The organism is Kineococcus sp. R86509, assembly GCF_042466365.1.
GTDB lineage: Bacteria > Actinomycetota > Actinomycetes > Actinomycetales > Kineococcaceae > Kineococcus.
In genome coordinates, this window is the sequence record NZ_JAXHCE010000001.1 from 3,511,400 (window position 1) to 3,525,911 (window position 14,512).

The window sequence follows — 14,512 nt, forward strand, 5'->3', positions numbered from 1 at the left end:
CCGGACGACGGGTATCGGGTACCCGTAGTACCTGATAACTTCGGCCGAGTGAGCAACCGTGCTGTCCGCAACGTCGCGATCATCGGTGGCAACCGCACCCCGTTCGTCCGGGCCGGTCGTCGCTACGCCCAGGCCTCGGCCCAGGACCTGCTCGTCGCGGCCCTGGACGGGCTGGTCGCCCGCTACGGGCTCGCCGGGGAACGCCTGGGCGAGGTCGTCGCCGGGGCCGTGCTCAAGCACAGCCGCGACCTCAACCTCACCCGCGAGGCCGTCCTGTCGACCGCGCTCGACCCGAGCACCCCCGCCTACGACGTGCAGCAGGCCTGCGCCACCGGCCTGGAGGCCGCTGTCCTGTTGGGCAACAAGATCGCCCTGGGGCAGGTCGACGTCGGGATCGCCGGGGGTGCCGACTCCGCCAGTGACGCCCCCATCGCGGTCGACGACGGACTGCGGCGGGTGCTGCTGGAACTGTCGAGGGCCAGGACCGCCGGCGCCAAGCTGGCCGCACTCGCGAAGCTGCGTCCCGGTCAGCTCAGACCCGACCCGCCGCGCAACGCCGAGGTCCGCACGGGGCTGTCGATGGGGGAGCACGCGGCCCGCACGGCCCTGGAGTGGAAGGTCGGGCGCGAGGCGCAGGACGAACTCGCCCTGGCCAGCCACCGCAACCTCGCCGCCGCCTACGACCGCGGGTTCTTCGACGACCTCCTCACCCCCTACCTCGGCGTTCGACGCGACGACCTGCTGCGCCCCGACACCTCGCTGGAGAAGCTGGCGGCTCTGAAACCCGTCTTCGGTCGCGACCTCGACGGCGAGGCCACGATGACCGCCGGGAACTCGACCCCCCTGACCGACGGCGCCGCCGCCGTCCTGCTCGCCACCGACGAGTGGGCCGCCTCCCGCCGACTCCCCGTCCTAGCCCACCTGGTCGACGCCGAGACCGCCGCCGTCGACCACGTCCACGGTGCGGGGCTGCTCACCGCACCCGTCGTCGCCGTGCCGCGGTTGTTGCAGCGCAACGGGTTGACGCTGGCCGACCTCGACCTCGTCGAGATCCACGAGGCGTTCGCCTCCACCGTCCTCGCGACGACGGCCGCGTGGGCCGACGCCGGTCTGGGCACGGTGGACCCCGCGCGCCTCAACGTCACGGGCTCCTCTCTCGCGACGGGACACCCCTTCGCGGCGACCGGCACCCGCATCCTCGCGACCACCGCGAAGCTGCTGCACGAACGCGGGGGTGGCCGCGCGCTCATCTCGGTCTGCGCCGCCGGCGGGCAGGGCATCGCGGTCCTGGTGGAGGCGTGATGTCCGACCCCTACGGCGCGTTCGTCCGCACCCCGGCCGGGAAGTTCCTCGCCGCCCGGACCGGGCTGCCGCGGCCTCCGCGGCTGCGCCGGCACCAGCCCGGGCAACCGCTGCTCACCGGGCCCGTGCTGGTGATCGGCCTCGACGGCGCGAGTCGGGTCGAGGAACTCTCCGACTGGTTGCGCGCGGCCGGGGCCGCCGTGAGCGAGGGGACCGGTGAACCCCTCGGCGCCGTGATCGTCGACGCTACCGGTCTGCGTCGCGTCGCCGGCCTGGAGGAGGTGCGGCAGCGGCTCGCCCCCGCGTTCCGCCGGACCACCGGCCGCGTCCTGGTCCTCGCGGCCGATCCCGCCACCGATCCCGCCGTCTCGAGCGACCTCGAGGCCCGTGCCGTGCAGCAGGGGCTGGAGGGTCTCGTGCGCAGCCTCGCCAAGGAGGCCCGCGGCGGCACCACCGTGAACCTGCTCCGCGTTCGCCCGGGGGCCCGCACCGCGCTGCGCTCGGCGGTCGAGTTCTTCTCCTCGGCCCGTTCCGCGTTCGTCGACGGGCAACCCGTCGTGGTCGGGTCAGGAACCCCCGTCCCGGTCCGGGACCGACCGGTCGCCGTCGTCACCGGTGCGGCGCAGGGGATCGGGGCCGCGGTCGCGGACGTCCTGGCCCGCACCGGGCACCACGTCGTCTGCGTCGACATCGCCGCCTCGGGGGAGAAGCTGGCCGCCGTGGCGAACCGCGTCAAGGGGTCGACGCTGCACCTGGACGTCACGGCCGAGAACGCGCCGCAGACCCTGGCGACCCACCTGGCCGACCGGTTCGGCGGGGCCGACGTCGTCGTCCACAACGCCGGCATCACCCGCGACCGCTCCTTCGTGAACGTCGACGAGGCGGCCTGGAACTCCGTCCTCGCGGTGAACCTGCTCGCGCCGGTGCGACTCACGACGGAACTCCTCGAACACCCCGGTGCGCTGGCGCCGGGGGCCCGGTTCGTCTACCTCTCCTCGATCAACGGGCTCGCCGGCGCGAAGGGGCAGACGAACTACGCGACGAGCAAGGCGGGCCTCGTCGGTCTCGTCCAGGCCCTCGCGGAACCGTTGGCGCAGCGTGGTTTCGCGGCCAACGCCGTCGCCCCGGGTTTCATCGAGACCCCCATGACCGCGGCCATGCCGCCGGTCCCGCGCGAACTCGGCCGACGGATCGTCAGTCTGCAGCAGGGCGGGTTGCCGATCGACGTCGCCGAAGCGGTCGGCTGGCTCGCGCAACGAGACGCCGCCGGCATCGACGGTCAGGTGCTGCGGGTGTGCGGCCAGAGCCTGCTGGGGGCGTGATGACCCGGGAACTCCGGACGGCCCCGTCGCTGTCGGCGCTGTACGCGCGTTCGCTGCTGCACCGGCCCCGGCGCGCGGTGGACTTTCCCCGCACCACGGTGTCCCTGCGGGGCAACCGTTTCGACGTCGACCGGGTGGCGGCCTTCTGCCGCAGCACCGGGTTCCCGCTCCGCGACACCGTGCCGCTACCGTTCCCGCACCTCGTCGGTTTCGGTCTGCAGGTGGACCTCCTGGTCCGGGAGCCCTTCCCGTTCACCCTGCTGGGTCTCGTGCACCTCGCCCAGTCCTTCGAGCAGACCCGGCCGCTGTCGGTCGAGGAGAGCTTCGACGTCAGCGTCCGCGCCGTCGGGATGCACGCCCACCGCCGCGGCGCGACCGTCGACCTGGTGACGGAGGTCCGCACCGGGACCGAGAAGGTCTGGACGGGCCGCAGCCGCTACCTCGCGCGGGGGGTGTCGTGGCCCGGTCGGGCGGAGGAGCCCGCACGGCTCCCCGCACCGGAGGGGCCGGGCACCCTCTGGCGGGTCCCCGCCGACACGGGCCGCACCTACGCCGCCGTCTCCGGTGACGTCAACCCCCTCCACCTCTCCCCGGTCACCGCCCGCCTCCTGGGGTTCCGACGTGCCCTCGCGCACGGGATGTGGACGGCGTCCCGGAGCCTCTCCGCGATCGGTGGCCCCCCACCGGGTGCGGCACGGTTCGACGTCGAGTTCGGGAAACCCCTGCTGCTCCCCGCGACCGTCCGGCACGTCGCCGTCGAGGAACCCGACGGGTGGTCCACCGCCGTTCGCAGTCGCGACGGCTCGAAGCTCCACCTCGCCGCCCGCCTCACCTCCTCGTGAGCAGGGGAACAGGACCTCGTGATGGAGGAGGCCGCGGCGGCACCCGGGCCGTGGACCTCTTCACCTCCCTCTCGGGCGGGTTTCTGCTCGTGCTCGGCGTGGTGCTCCTGGCGACCGCCGACGATGCCGGATCGGTCACCTCGAGCCTGACGTCGATCCTCCTCGGCCTCGCCGTGGTCCTCATCGCCCCCGGCCGGTCCCGGCCCTGGGTGAAGGCCGTCGGCATCACCGCCGTCGTCGCCGAGATCGCCCTCGTCGTCTACCAGTTCACCGGGTTCTGACGCGGAGGACCGTGACCGAGCACGACCCCGGAAGGCCGTCGGGTCGTCGGCGGGCCGGAACCCGACGTGTTCGGGAGCCCTCCGCGGATTCCCAGACCGGCCGAGCGGTGCTCAGGCCGGGGGAGTGCACGGAGACCACGGCGTAGGTCGTGCCCCGCAGTCCACCACCCCGCACCGGTTCCGCTCCGACGACCCGTGAGGTTCGTCAGGGGTGAGGGGTGCGGGAGGCGGCGGAAATCGTGACGGCGGACACGGGGACGACGCCCGGTCCGGCGCCACCCTGGAGACATGAGCGCAGTCGTCGTCAGGGACCTCGAACGGACCTACGCCAGCGGCACGAGAGCCGTCCGCGGCATCAGCTTCTCCGTCGAACGCGGTGAGGTGTTCGGCCTCCTCGGCACCAACGGGGCCGGCAAGACCTCCACCGTCGACGTCGTCACCGGGCTGGTGAGACCGTCCGGTGGCAGCGTCAGCGTGCTGGGGCACGACCCCGTCCGCGAGCGCCGCCAGGTCCGGCCGCGCACGGGTGTGGTCCTGCAGTCGGGCAACCTGCCCGGGGACCTGACCGTCGCGGAGTCGTTGCAGATGTGGAGCGGCACCCTCACCCGGCGGCGACCCATCGCGGAGGTCGTCGAGGTCGTGGCTCTGCACCACAAGCTCGACGCGCCGGTGAAGTCGTTGTCCGGCGGGGAGCGTCGGCGCCTCGACCTGGGGGTCGCCCTGCTCGGTCGCCCGGAGGTCCTCGTCCTCGACGAACCCACCACGGGACTCGACGCGCAGTCGCGTCGCTCGGTCTGGGAACTGGTCCGCGACCTCGTCGCGGGGGGCACGGCCGTGATGCTGACGACCCACCACCTGGAGGAGGCCGAGGAACTCTCCGACCGCCTCGCGATCATGCACCGGGGCCTGGTCGCCGCCGAGGGGACCGTCGCCGACGTCGTCGCCGGGCACCGCTCGGAGATCCGCTGGAAGGCCGACGCGGGGCGCCCCGACGTCGCGGACCTCAGCCCGGGTGACACCGTCCAGCACCACGGCCGCTACGTGGTCGTCCGGACGAACCACCTGCAGCGCAGCCTGTCCCGGGTCCTCGCCTGGGCCGACGACCACACCCTCGCCCTGTCCGAGCTGAAGGCCACCCCGGCCTCCCTCGAGACCGCCTTCCTCGAACTCGCCGGCACCCACGTCACGGAAGAGGCCGCCTGATGACCACCCTCGAGACCGCACCCGCACCCGCGGTCCAGACCACGAACCGCTTCGCCGCCAGCGCCCGCCGCACCTGGTCCCTCACCCGGGCCGAACTGCTGCTGCTGCGCCGCAACCGGACCCTGATGTCCATCACGTTGATCATGCCGATCAGCGTCATCGGCCTCTTCAGCACCCTCGACGGTGTCGGGGACGGGGGGAACGCCACGGCGCTGGCGATCGCCAGCCTGGTCGGGATGCTGTTGTTGTTCGTCGTCTACTACAACGTCCTCTCGGCCTCCGTCGCCCGCCGCGAGGAAGGGGTCCTGCAACGGCTGCGGACCGGTGAGGCGGCCGACGGCGAGATCCTCGTCGCGCTCGCCGCGCCGTCGGTGGCGATCACCTTCGTGCAGTCGCTCGTGCTGGCCGTGGCGGGTGCCGTCGTGCTCGGGTTGCCGGTCCCGCAGAACCCCGTCCTCACCCTGGCCGGGATCCTCGTCGGGTCGGCCGTCTTCACCGGGCTAGCGCTGGTGACGGCGGTGTTCTCGCCGACCCTGGAGTCGGTGCAGATGACCAGCCTGCCCGTCATCGGGATCGCCGTGCTGGGTGCCGGTCTGGCGATGCCGCTGGACGCGCTGCCCGAGAGCATCAACCGGATCGCCCAGTTCACGCCGATGAGCCCGGTGCTGGACCTCGTGAACGCCGGCTGGACCGGAGACCCCGCGGGGATCGACGTCCTGCAGGCCGCGGGGGTGGCGCTGGCCTGGATCGTCCTGACGTTCGGCGTCGTGCAGCGGCGCTTCCGCTGGTCGCCGCGGGTCTGAGCTTCTGGGAGAGTCGAGCCGTGAACCTGCTGGGACGCTGGCGCGCCGCGGACGACCCGCGGCGCGTCGAGCTGTACACCCACTGGTCGCTGGTCCCGGCGGTGTTCTGCGCGCCGGTGCTCGTGCTCGGCCTCGGGTCCGGGGCGAACGCCTCCGAGGCGTGGGTGGCGGCGGTCGCCTCGCTCGTGCAGGCCGCGGCCGTCGGGCTCGCGGTCAGCCGGGTCGTGCACCGCAGGGCCTGGGGGCGCCCGGTGGTCGTCGCCTGGGTCACGGCGTCGGCCCTGGCCTACGTGGTCGGGCTCCTGATCCTGCGCGGGACCGACGCCGCCGTGGGCGTCACCGTCACCGCCGCGGTCCTCTCCGTGGTCCCGCTGGGCCGGTTCCGGTTCCGTCGCTACGCCCTCGTCGTGGTCGCCGTCGTCGGCGCGACCATCGCCCCCCTCGTCTCGCCCCCGGCGCTCGCGGTGCTGTTCGTGGTCTACGGCTGGATCCTGGCGTCCATCCTGCAGCTCTCGATGTGGCTCCTGGACGTCGTGCGGCGCCTTGCCGACGCCGAACGGGCCGGGGTCCGGCTGGCGCTCGCGGAGGAGCGGTTGCGGTTCGCCCGTGACCTGCACGACGTCGTGGGGCGCGACCTCTCCGCCATCGCGGTGACCAGCGACCTCGTCGCGGAACTGGCCCGACGGGGCCGCCCCGAGGCCGTCGACCGCGCCGAGGAGGTCCGCACGATCGCGCAGAACTCGTTGCAGCAGATCCGCGACGTCGTCCGCGGCTACCGCGCCGTCGACCTGGCGACGGAACTCGAAGGGTCGGTGGCGCTGCTGCGTTCGGCGGGGGTCGAGTGCACCGTGGAGCACACCGAGAGCGACCTGCCCGTCGAGGTCCGGTCCGCGGCGGCCTGGGTCATCCGCGAGGGGGTCACCAACGTCGTGCGGCACAGCGCCGCGACGTGGTGCCGCATCACCGTCTCCCGCTCCGCCGACGAACTGGGCGTGCTGCTCGAGAACGACGGGGTGAGCTCGGCCGCCACCGGGAACGGTTCCGGCCTGGCTGGTCTGGCCGAACGGTTGCACCCCCTCGGCGGTCGCCTCGACGTCCGTCGGGGCGACGGCACGTTCGTCCTCGACGCCCGGCTGGAGGTCCCCGCGTGATCAGAGTCCTGCTCGCCGACGACGAGAACCTCGTCCGCAGCGCCGTCGCCGGTCTGCTCGACCTGCAGGACGACCTCGAGGTCGTCGGCCAGGCCGCGTCCTGCGCGGAGGCGCTGGCCGTGGCGTCCAGGACGAATCCCGACGTGGCGGTCCTCGACCTGCAGATGCCGGCGGGGGACGTCCGCGCGGGAACGCCGGCGGACGGCATCGCCCTCGCCGAGCGGCTGCACGTCGAGGTTCCCGGCATCACGACCCTGCTGCTGACCAGCCACGGTCGTCCCGGTCACCTGAAACGGGCCCTGGAGGCGGGCGTGCGGGGTTTCCTGCCCAAGACGTCCTCGGGATCCGTTCTCGCCGAGGCGATCCGCACCGTGTCGTCCGGGGGTCGCTACGTCGACCCGTCGCTGGCGGCCGACGCGATCGCCGCCGGGGCCAGCCCGCTCACCGCCCGGGAGTCCGACGTGCTGGAACTCGCCGCCGACGGCGCCGGGGTCGAGGAGATCGCGGTGAAGGTGTCGCTCTCGCCCGGGACGGTCCGCAACCACCTGTCCTCCGCCTCCGGCAAGCTCGGGGCCGCCAACCGGCACGAGGCCGTCGCCCTGGCCCGGAAGGCGGGATGGATCTGAGCGGGAGGACCCCCGAGGAACGGGCCCTGGCCCGGGCGCTGACGAACCCGGCACCTGCTGTCGGGCTCCCGCTACGTCACGCGGTCAGGGCGACCGAGGAGATCGTGGTGGTCTCGCACTCAACCGGGGTCGACCGAACCCGGCCCGCTCTGCCGCCGGCGCCGGTGATGGGTCCGCTCGATCCAGGTCACGACAGCGATCCGCAGTTCGCCGCGGGTGGCCTGTTGCCAGCGGTCCAGGACGTTGTCCTGCAACAACTCGAGGAAACTCTCCACTGCCGGATCCCTCGTCCGCGGCGGTGGCGGCCGCGAGCACGCACACGCCCTTGGCCACCGAGTGGACGTCACGACGGACGTCTTCGCTCCAGCGGTGCGCCGCACTGTCCCCGCCGCTGCGCACGTGCACACCGTGCGCGGTGAAGGCGTCGGTCTCGACGGCGCGGACGAGGTGGTCGAGGCACAACCGCCGGCACGACGATGGTGCGGAGGGGTGGGTTGGGCCGGATCCAGGGGTGGGTCACGGGTGGTCACCGGCTCGCTGTGGGCGATGTGCACGGATGGTTGAGACGGCGCTCAGGGCATCGCAGAGGGTGCGCTTTCCAGGGCCAGAGGCAGCCAGGGCCTGCTCGTGATCGCGACCATGACCCGCGACGTGAGGCTTCGTCCCCACAGCTTCAGTCCCGACGGCTTCAGCCTTGACGGTGGCTGCCGAACCGCTACGCAGTGCACGCAGCTTCCTGCTGCGGTGCACGGGCCCGTCTCCTTGTTGAGGCGGGCAAGAGACGACGGTGACGGTGCCGGTTCGTGGTCACACACAGGTCGGGAGCGGGTCGTCGAGGGAGCCTTTCGGCTCACCGACTGCGGAACGAGCTCGCAGAAGACTTGCGAAGTGAGCCTTCAGATACCTAGCTACTGGTCGATGAAGTACTAGTAGTCGGCGACCAGGAGGGGCGCACATGTCTCGTTTCGTGATCACGGCCTTTGGAGGCCGCGGCGGTCGACACCAGCGTGGACGCGCCGTCGGTGCTCACGCGTCCTCCCCGACGGACGTGGCGCCTGACGTGGCGCCCGACGTGAGAACGGGTGTAGCGACACCGCGCGGGACGCAGGCATGACCAACCGCCGCTTCCTGGGCATCCTGCTCTCCAGTCTCGGACTGTTCATCGCCGCCGGTCTGCTACTGGCCCACTTCGGCCTCGGCTTGAGCACGCACACGGTGCTCAGCAACAGCATGCGTCCCGCCTTCGCCGCGGGTGATCAGATCCTCACCCTCGACATCACACCCCAGCAGGTCCACCGCGGCCAGGTCGTCATCGTCCAAACCCCGGACATGCCCGCCCCGATCGCGCACCGCGTCGCAGACGTGAAGATGATCGCCGATGCGGTGAGCGTGCGGACCAAGGGTGACGCCAACGCCAGCCCTGACGTCTGGACGAACCTGCTTCCTGGGGCGCAGATCCCCGTCGTGGTCGCCGTCGTCCCGGGTGTGCCGGGATGGCTGGAGCACGGTCCGAGTACGTGGGGCATCGGCCTGCAGGTCCTGATCATCGCCGGGTTGGGTGTGGTCGCGACGGTGATCACCGTGGCTCTGCAGTGGCGGGGTCGCCATTGCGACTGCCTGGACTGCGCTGAAAGCACGGCCGCGGATGACGGCGCAGATCACCGTGACGGCGGTGGCGACGCCTCGGCCCCGCACTGCCCGTCCTGCAGCGAAGAAGTCCCCGCCGCAGAAACCTCCAACGGGAGCAGTCCCGCCGCTTCCTCGCCCGATCCGGAACCCACCGCGCCCGACCAGGACCACCAGGAGGTTCACCATGCCCGCAGCTGAGAACAACACCGGGCCCGCCCCGGTCGCCGACCGCGCCCAGCGCCACACCCACTCCAGGAGTCGACGAACGCGTCACGGGGCCCGGCGTACTTCCCTGCAGGTCGCTGGCATCGCCGCGACGATCGCGGCGGGGGTGGCCATCACCTCCGGCGGGGTTTACGCCGCCCTGACTGCCGAAGCGTTCAACGCCAGCGCGCAGAACGTCGGCAGCGGAACTCTCATGCTCACGCTGAACAACACCACCGGCAGCGTGGGGTTTGGCTCTCCCATCGCCAACATCGCCCCCGGCGACGTCGTCAACCGCTACGTCCAGGTGCGCAACACCGGCACACTGACCGGGCAGAACCTCACCCTGGGACTAGCGGACAGCACCCCCACTCTGCTGACCACCAGCACCACCAAGGGCCTGACCGTCGCGGTGAGCGAGTGCTCGGTGGCATGGACGATGCCCGGGGGAACGTGTAGCGGCACGAGCACCGCCGCACTCACCCTCACCCCCGCGGCCACGGTGATCTCCAGCGGGGGATCGACACCCGTGACCCTCGCAGCGCCGGCGTTCACCTCCTCCACCGACCGTTACTTCCGTGTGTCGGTGACCCTTCCTGACCTCGCCAACGCGGAGGTGTCGACCAACGGGGCCCTGCCTGCGGTAGGAACCACCATCCAGGGCTTGGCCGCGAACCTGACGTGGAAATTCACCCTGGCGCAGCGGACCGCCACCACCACGAACACCTGAGCGGACTCCAGCGCTGAGGTGGCAGCGTGGCTGCTCCCATGGTGAATGATTCGTTGCGCGACCTGCCCAGTGACCTGTCGGACAACCCACTGAGCAGCCCGTCCAGGTGGTCTGTCACGCGCAGCGCCGGCGGGGCGGGAGGGGGAGGATCGCGATGTCGAAGCCTGGTCGCGGATGGAGCCTAGGTGTGCGCTTGGGGGCGGCGATCACGGCGTGCGTGACGTGGTCGGCTCCCGTTGCGCACGCCGCGTCCTCGAGCGCGGCGACGTCCACCGCGGACCTGACGTCGGCGAGCTGGGGGGTCGTGATCACCCAGTCGAGCACCCCGCCCTACGTCCCCGGACCAGCGGTCACCATCTCGGCATCAGTTGTGGGGGCGCGCTACTACACCGTCGCCAACACCGGTAGCCGGTTGCCGGGAAGCATCACCTACCGCCTGAACTCATCCCTGGGTCTGTCGGTCACCCTGGAGACGTGCCCGACGCCCTGGTCGGGACTGGGGTTGTGCGCCACCACCCCCACCCCGGTGACGGCGAACACCGCCCAGAGCGCGGCGTCGGGGATGCCGCCGGTTGGAGGTGTTCTGTACCTGAAGGTCCTGGTGCTGGTTGCCGGGAGCGCAACCCTGTACGTGGAGGCGACCCGCCCCGATCCGGTGGTGGTGAATGCCTGATCGCGGTGTGGTCGCCAGGAAGAACACGAGCTCGTCAAGTCCTCTCCTCCCCTCCGCCGGAGATCCGCCACCAAAGCACGATGATGGCGATGCCTCGAACTGGACGCCCCAAGGCCGAGCTCGTACTCACCGACGACGAACGCGACCAACTGCAACGCTGGACCCGACGCCACACCTCAGTCCAGGCCCTGGCAGGCCACCACCTCAGGAGGGTCGGTCTGAACGGTCGGCTGGAGCAGTCCGCAAGGGTGCTCGATGTCACTGTCGTGGCGCGTCCAGGACGGCGGCGGTGGGGGCGGGGCCACGGCCGTCGGCGATGCGCAGGCGGTCGCGCAGGGTCTCGTGGACGTCGTGCCAGACCCCGGCGGCGGTCCAGTGCTCGAACCAGCGGTAGGCCACGTTCCCGGGGACGAGGTCGTGGGGCAATATCCGCCACGCGCACCCGGTGCGCAGGACGGAGAGGATCGAGTCGATCACGAGCCGGGTCGGGTAGGTGCCCGGACGGCCACCCCGCCGTGGATCTGGTTGCGGTACGGGCGGTCGCAGGACCTCCCTCTGCCTGTCGGTGAGGGAGGAGTCGTGGCGCAGAGGAGAGACCGCTTCGGCGTTGGTGGGGCAGGAGCAGGCGCACAGTCGCGTGATCTTGGAGATGACGGCATGCTGGGTCATGCGACTCGTCACTTCACCGTTTCCATGATCACGATCCGTCAACGGAGGTAACCCAACACGCCGCTGAGGCGGACACGGCAGGATGGCGGGATGAACCCCGTCCTGCTCCTCGGTGGCCGCAGCGAGATCGGACTCGAGGTGGCCGAACGGCTCGTCCGGTCCGGGGCGCGGACGGTGGTCCTGGCGGCCCGCCGTTCCGGGGAACTGCAGGAGGAATCGGCCCGGCTCAGCGCTCTGGGCGCGAGCGTGGAGACGGTCGAGTTCGACGCCGACGACGTCAGCTCGCACGGACCGCTGCTGAGCGACGTCGTCGCCCGGCACGGCGCGGTCGACGCCGTCGTGGCGTTCGGGATCCTGGGTGACCAGGCGCGGGCGGAGACCGACGTCGCGCACGCCCTCGCCGTCCTGCACACCGACTTCGTCGCCCAGGTCAGCGTCCTGTCGCACCTGGCGAACCTGCTGCGGCCGTTGCGGTCCGGGCGGATCGTCGTGTTCTCCTCGATCGCCGGGGCGCGGGTGCGTCGGGCGAACTACGTCTACGGGTCAGCCAAGGCCGGGCTCGACGGTTTCGCCTCCGGACTCGCCGACGCGTTGCACGGCAGCGGGGTCCGCCTGCTGCTGGCCCGGCCGGGTTTCGTGGTCGGGCGGATGAGCGCGGGGATGTCGCCCGCGCCGCTGGCCAGCGATCCCGCGCAGGTGGCCGACGCCGTGGTGGCCGGTCTGGCTGCCGGGCGCGACGTCGTCTGGGTTCCCGGGACCCTGCGCGCCCTGGCTGCCGCGATGACGGTGACGCCGCGCGCCGTGTGGCGCCGGGCGCCCCGGTAGTCCACCGGGCGGCCTCGCCCGGCCGTGCCCGGCGTGACCGGCATGGACCTGCAGATCACCGCCGCCGTCCGGGTGGTGCGGACGTTCCTGGACGGCATGCGGCAAAGGATGGGGACGCATCGTCCTGCTGGTCTCCGAGGACGCCGTGGAACTCGGCACGAGCGTCGAGGCGGCGATCATCAGTTTCCTCGACGAGGAACGGCCGTTCACGGAGCTGAAACGGCGAGGGGAACCCGAGGAGTTCGTCGCGCCCATCGCGTTCCTGGGGTCCGAGCGCGCGAGTTTCGTCGACGGCAGCAACCACCGCGTGGACTCCGGGAGCGTCGCGACCGTCCAGAGCCCAGCACCTAGGCTTGGCGAACGTGAGCGCACCCACGACCGTCTCGCAACGCCTCGACACGTTGCCCTTCACCCGCCGCCACCGGCGCCTGCTCGTCGGCTCCGGGGTCGGCTGGGCGCTCGACGCCTTCGACGTCGGCCTCGTCGCCTACGTGCTCGTCGCGCTCAAGGCGCAGTGGCACCTGGACGCGACGCAGTTGTCGTGGATCGCGTCGATCGGGTTCGCCGGGATGGCTCTCGGTGCCACGTTCGGCGGCCTGCTCGCCGACCGGATCGGGCGACGCCAGGTCTTCGCGGTGACGTTGTTCGTCTACGGGATCGCCACCGGCGCCGCGGCGTTGTCGTGGTCGCTGGGAGCCCTGCTGGTCTTCCGCTTCCTCGTCGGCCTCGGGCTGGGCGCGGAACTACCCGTCGCCTCGACCCTGGTCAGCGAGTTCGCACCGCGTCGGATTCGCGGTCGGGTCGTCGTGGCGCTGGAGGCGTTCTGGGCGCTGGGCTGGACCCTCGCCGCCCTGGTCGGGTACCTCCTGGTCCCGGCGTCGGAGGACGGGTGGCGCTGGGCGCTCGCGCTCGGGGCGCTGCCGGCCGTCTACGCCGTCGTCGTGCGCCGCGGGCTGCCGGAGTCCGTGCGGTTCCTGCTCTCGAAGGGTCGCACCGCGGAGGCGACCGCGGTCATCGAGGAGTTCGAGGCCGCCGCCGGGGTCCGGCCCGTCGGGGACCTCGTGCCCGATCCGCGACCGGTCGGCGGGCACGGGATCTGGCACCCGACGTTGCGTCGCCGCACGCTGGGTCTGTGGCTGGTCTGGTTCTTCGTGAACTTCAGCTACTACGGCGCGTTCACCTGGATCCCCAGCCTGCTCGTCGAGGACGGGTTCACCGTGATCCGGTCGTTGCAGTTCACGCTGATCATCACGCTCGCCCAGTTGCCGGGGTACGCGGTCGCGGCCGTGCTGGTCGAGACGTGGGGGCGGCGGCGGACCCTGGCGCTGTTCCTCGTCGGCTCGGCCCTCTCCGCCCTGGGTTACGCCGCAGCCGCTTCCACCACGACGATCCTCGCGGCCGGGATGGCCCTGTCGTTCTTCAACCTGGGGGCGTGGGGTGCGCTGTACGCCGTGACGCCCGAGGTCTACCCGACGGCCGTGCGCGGGCGGGGCACCGGGTCGGCGGCGGGTTTCGGCCGGATCGCCTCGATCCTGGCCCCGCTGAGCGTCCCGGTGCTCCTGGGCACCGGGGGCAGCGCGGTCGTGTTCGTGGTGTTCGCGCTGGCCTTCGCGATCGCCGCGTCGGCGAGCTTCCTGCTCCCCGAGACCCGCGGGACGGCGCTGGACTAACGGCTCCGCGCCGCCTCGGCCTCGAGGGCGGCGAGGTCCACGAGCATGCTCGCGGCCCCGTGCAGCCCGGCGCTGAGCGCGTCCATCCCGGGGGAGAGGATCGTCAGGTCACCGCGCTCGGCGAGTTCGGCGAAGATCCCGTCGTTGCTCACCACGAGGAACTCGACCGGGTCCGCCACCTTCGCGGCCGCGGCCAGCAGCGCGTAGTCGGCCACGTCGGCGCCCTGCGGGACGGCTTTGGCCCGGTCGGCGAACTCCTCGAGCCACGGCCTGGAGCGGGCCACCGCCCCCACCTGCCCGGCGAGCGCCACGTGGTCGGCCTGGCGGGCGAGCTCGACGACGACGGCGAGCCGGGCGCGCAACCGGCTGGGGGAGGCCCGCAGGTTGTCGAGGTCGACGAGCAGGACCCGCTGGGCACCCTGCTGGGCCCACACGGGGTAGTCCCGCACGAGCAGGCGCAGCGCGTCGCTGGCCGGGTCCGGGCCGACGCGGACGACCTCGGGGGCGGGGACGTCCTCGAGCCTGAACCACTCGTAGTCGGCCCACTCGTCCGGCGCTCCACCCAGTCCCATGGCCCAAGAC

General features: G+C 72.1%; 15 protein-coding genes and 2 pseudogenes. 14 read left to right on the forward strand and 3 right to left on the reverse strand.

All coding sequences use genetic code 11. From position 1 onward, the window contains the following. Positions 1 to 48: 48 nt before the first annotated feature. From SJY07_RS17125 to SJY07_RS17160, 8 genes are all read left to right on the forward strand, one after another. A complete protein-coding gene (locus tag SJY07_RS17125) occupies positions 49 to 1,302 on the forward strand; it encodes an acetyl-CoA C-acetyltransferase (protein ID WP_328293022.1) in 1,254 nt (417 codons plus the stop codon). Beyond that, positions 1,302 to 2,624, forward strand: a complete 1,323-nt coding sequence (locus SJY07_RS17130; protein ID WP_380160719.1) for a 3-oxoacyl-ACP reductase — start codon at positions 1,302 to 1,304, stop codon at positions 2,622 to 2,624. Before SJY07_RS17125 ends, SJY07_RS17130 begins: the two co-directional genes overlap by 1 nt. Further along, a complete protein-coding gene (locus tag SJY07_RS17135) occupies positions 2,624 to 3,466 on the forward strand; it encodes a MaoC family dehydratase (protein ID WP_380160721.1) in 843 nt (280 codons plus the stop codon). Before SJY07_RS17130 ends, SJY07_RS17135 begins: the two co-directional genes overlap by 1 nt. Before the next feature lie 50 nt (positions 3,467 to 3,516). Then, on the forward strand, positions 3,517 to 3,747 hold the full coding sequence (locus tag SJY07_RS17140; RefSeq protein WP_380160723.1) for a hypothetical protein: 231 nt from the start codon (positions 3,517 to 3,519) through the stop codon (positions 3,745 to 3,747). 288 nt (positions 3,748 to 4,035) lie between these two features. After that, positions 4,036 to 4,950 (forward strand): ABC transporter ATP-binding protein, encoded by a 915-nt coding sequence (locus tag SJY07_RS17145; protein ID WP_380160725.1) that lies wholly within the window; start codon positions 4,036 to 4,038, stop codon positions 4,948 to 4,950. Continuing rightward, positions 4,950 to 5,753, forward strand: coding sequence for an ABC transporter permease (locus SJY07_RS17150; RefSeq protein ID WP_380160727.1), 804 nt, complete (start codon positions 4,950 to 4,952; stop codon positions 5,751 to 5,753). The genes SJY07_RS17145 and SJY07_RS17150 overlap by 1 nt, the downstream gene beginning before the upstream one ends. 20 nt (positions 5,754 to 5,773) lie before the next feature. Next, entirely contained in the window at positions 5,774 to 6,904 is a 1,131-nt protein-coding gene (locus tag SJY07_RS17155) for a sensor histidine kinase (protein ID WP_380160729.1), read from the forward strand. Beyond that, positions 6,901 to 7,530 (forward strand): response regulator, encoded by a 630-nt coding sequence (locus SJY07_RS17160; RefSeq protein ID WP_380160731.1) that lies wholly within the window; start codon positions 6,901 to 6,903, stop codon positions 7,528 to 7,530. Before SJY07_RS17155 ends, SJY07_RS17160 begins: the two co-directional genes overlap by 4 nt. Before the next feature lie 76 nt (positions 7,531 to 7,606). Here SJY07_RS17160 and SJY07_RS17165 read toward each other — a convergent pair. Then, positions 7,607 to 7,808 (reverse strand): annotated as a pseudogene (locus SJY07_RS17165) (IS3 family transposase); the annotation flags it as partial. A gap of 832 nt (positions 7,809 to 8,640) precedes the next feature. On the opposite strand from SJY07_RS17165, the gene SJY07_RS17170 reads away from it, so the two are divergent. From SJY07_RS17170 to SJY07_RS17180, 3 genes are all read left to right on the forward strand, one after another. After that, a complete protein-coding gene (locus tag SJY07_RS17170; protein ID WP_328293014.1) occupies positions 8,641 to 9,357 on the forward strand; it encodes a signal peptidase I in 717 nt (238 codons plus the stop codon). Further along, positions 9,344 to 10,093 carry a TasA family protein gene (locus SJY07_RS17175; protein ID WP_380160733.1) on the forward strand — a complete coding sequence of 250 codons (750 nt, stop codon included), beginning with the start codon at positions 9,344 to 9,346 and terminating at the stop codon, positions 10,091 to 10,093. Before SJY07_RS17170 ends, SJY07_RS17175 begins: the two co-directional genes overlap by 14 nt. 217 nt (positions 10,094 to 10,310) lie before the next feature. Continuing rightward, complete coding sequence (locus tag SJY07_RS17180) at positions 10,311 to 10,766, forward strand: hypothetical protein (RefSeq protein ID WP_328293012.1); 456 nt, start codon at positions 10,311 to 10,313, stop codon at positions 10,764 to 10,766. A 258-nt stretch (positions 10,767 to 11,024) separates the two neighbouring features. Here SJY07_RS17180 and SJY07_RS17185 read toward each other — a convergent pair whose 3' ends face one another. Further along, on the reverse strand, positions 11,025 to 11,435 hold the full coding sequence (locus SJY07_RS17185; protein ID WP_380160735.1) for a transposase: 411 nt from the start codon (positions 11,433 to 11,435) through the stop codon (positions 11,025 to 11,027). 90 nt (positions 11,436 to 11,525) lie between these two features. Here SJY07_RS17185 and SJY07_RS17190 point away from each other — a divergent pair, with 90 nt between their 5' ends. From SJY07_RS17190 to SJY07_RS17200, 3 genes and pseudogenes are all read left to right on the forward strand, one after another. After that, the gene (locus SJY07_RS17190; protein ID WP_380160737.1) at positions 11,526 to 12,260 is read left to right on the forward strand and encodes an SDR family NAD(P)-dependent oxidoreductase; all 735 of its coding nucleotides are present in this window, start codon (positions 11,526 to 11,528) and stop codon (positions 12,258 to 12,260) included. Positions 12,261 to 12,302: 42 nt separating this feature from the next. After that, positions 12,303 to 12,594, forward strand: a pseudogene (locus SJY07_RS17195) (ketoacyl reductase); the annotation flags it as partial. Between the two features lie 28 nt (positions 12,595 to 12,622). After that, positions 12,623 to 13,930 (forward strand): MFS transporter, encoded by a 1,308-nt coding sequence (locus SJY07_RS17200; RefSeq protein ID WP_380160739.1) that lies wholly within the window; start codon positions 12,623 to 12,625, stop codon positions 13,928 to 13,930. Here the strand turns inward: SJY07_RS17200 and SJY07_RS17205 are convergent. Then, positions 13,927 to 14,502, reverse strand: a complete 576-nt coding sequence (locus SJY07_RS17205) for a hypothetical protein (protein ID WP_328293008.1) — start codon at positions 14,500 to 14,502, stop codon at positions 13,927 to 13,929. The genes SJY07_RS17200 and SJY07_RS17205 overlap by 4 nt on opposite strands. Positions 14,503 to 14,512: the final 10 nt, after the last annotated feature.

Coding starts and splice junctions, on each gene's coding strand:
- SJY07_RS17130 (WP_380160719.1), top strand. CDS start 1,302: ATGTCCGACCCCTACGGCGCGTTCGTCCGCACCCCGGCCGGGAAGTTC.
- SJY07_RS17135 (WP_380160721.1), top strand. CDS start 2,624: ATGACCCGGGAACTCCGGACGGCCCCGTCGCTGTCGGCGCTGTACGCG.
- SJY07_RS17145 (WP_380160725.1), top strand. CDS start 4,036: ATGAGCGCAGTCGTCGTCAGGGACCTCGAACGGACCTACGCCAGCGGC.
- SJY07_RS17150 (WP_380160727.1), top strand. CDS start 4,950: ATGACCACCCTCGAGACCGCACCCGCACCCGCGGTCCAGACCACGAAC.
- SJY07_RS17170 (WP_328293014.1), top strand. CDS start 8,641: ATGACCAACCGCCGCTTCCTGGGCATCCTGCTCTCCAGTCTCGGACTG.
- SJY07_RS17175 (WP_380160733.1), top strand. CDS start 9,344: ATGCCCGCAGCTGAGAACAACACCGGGCCCGCCCCGGTCGCCGACCGC.
- SJY07_RS17185 (WP_380160735.1), bottom strand. CDS start 11,435: ATGACCCAGCATGCCGTCATCTCCAAGATCACGCGACTGTGCGCCTGC.
- SJY07_RS17190 (WP_380160737.1), top strand. CDS start 11,526: ATGAACCCCGTCCTGCTCCTCGGTGGCCGCAGCGAGATCGGACTCGAG.
- SJY07_RS17205 (WP_328293008.1), bottom strand. CDS start 14,502: ATGGGACTGGGTGGAGCGCCGGACGAGTGGGCCGACTACGAGTGGTTC.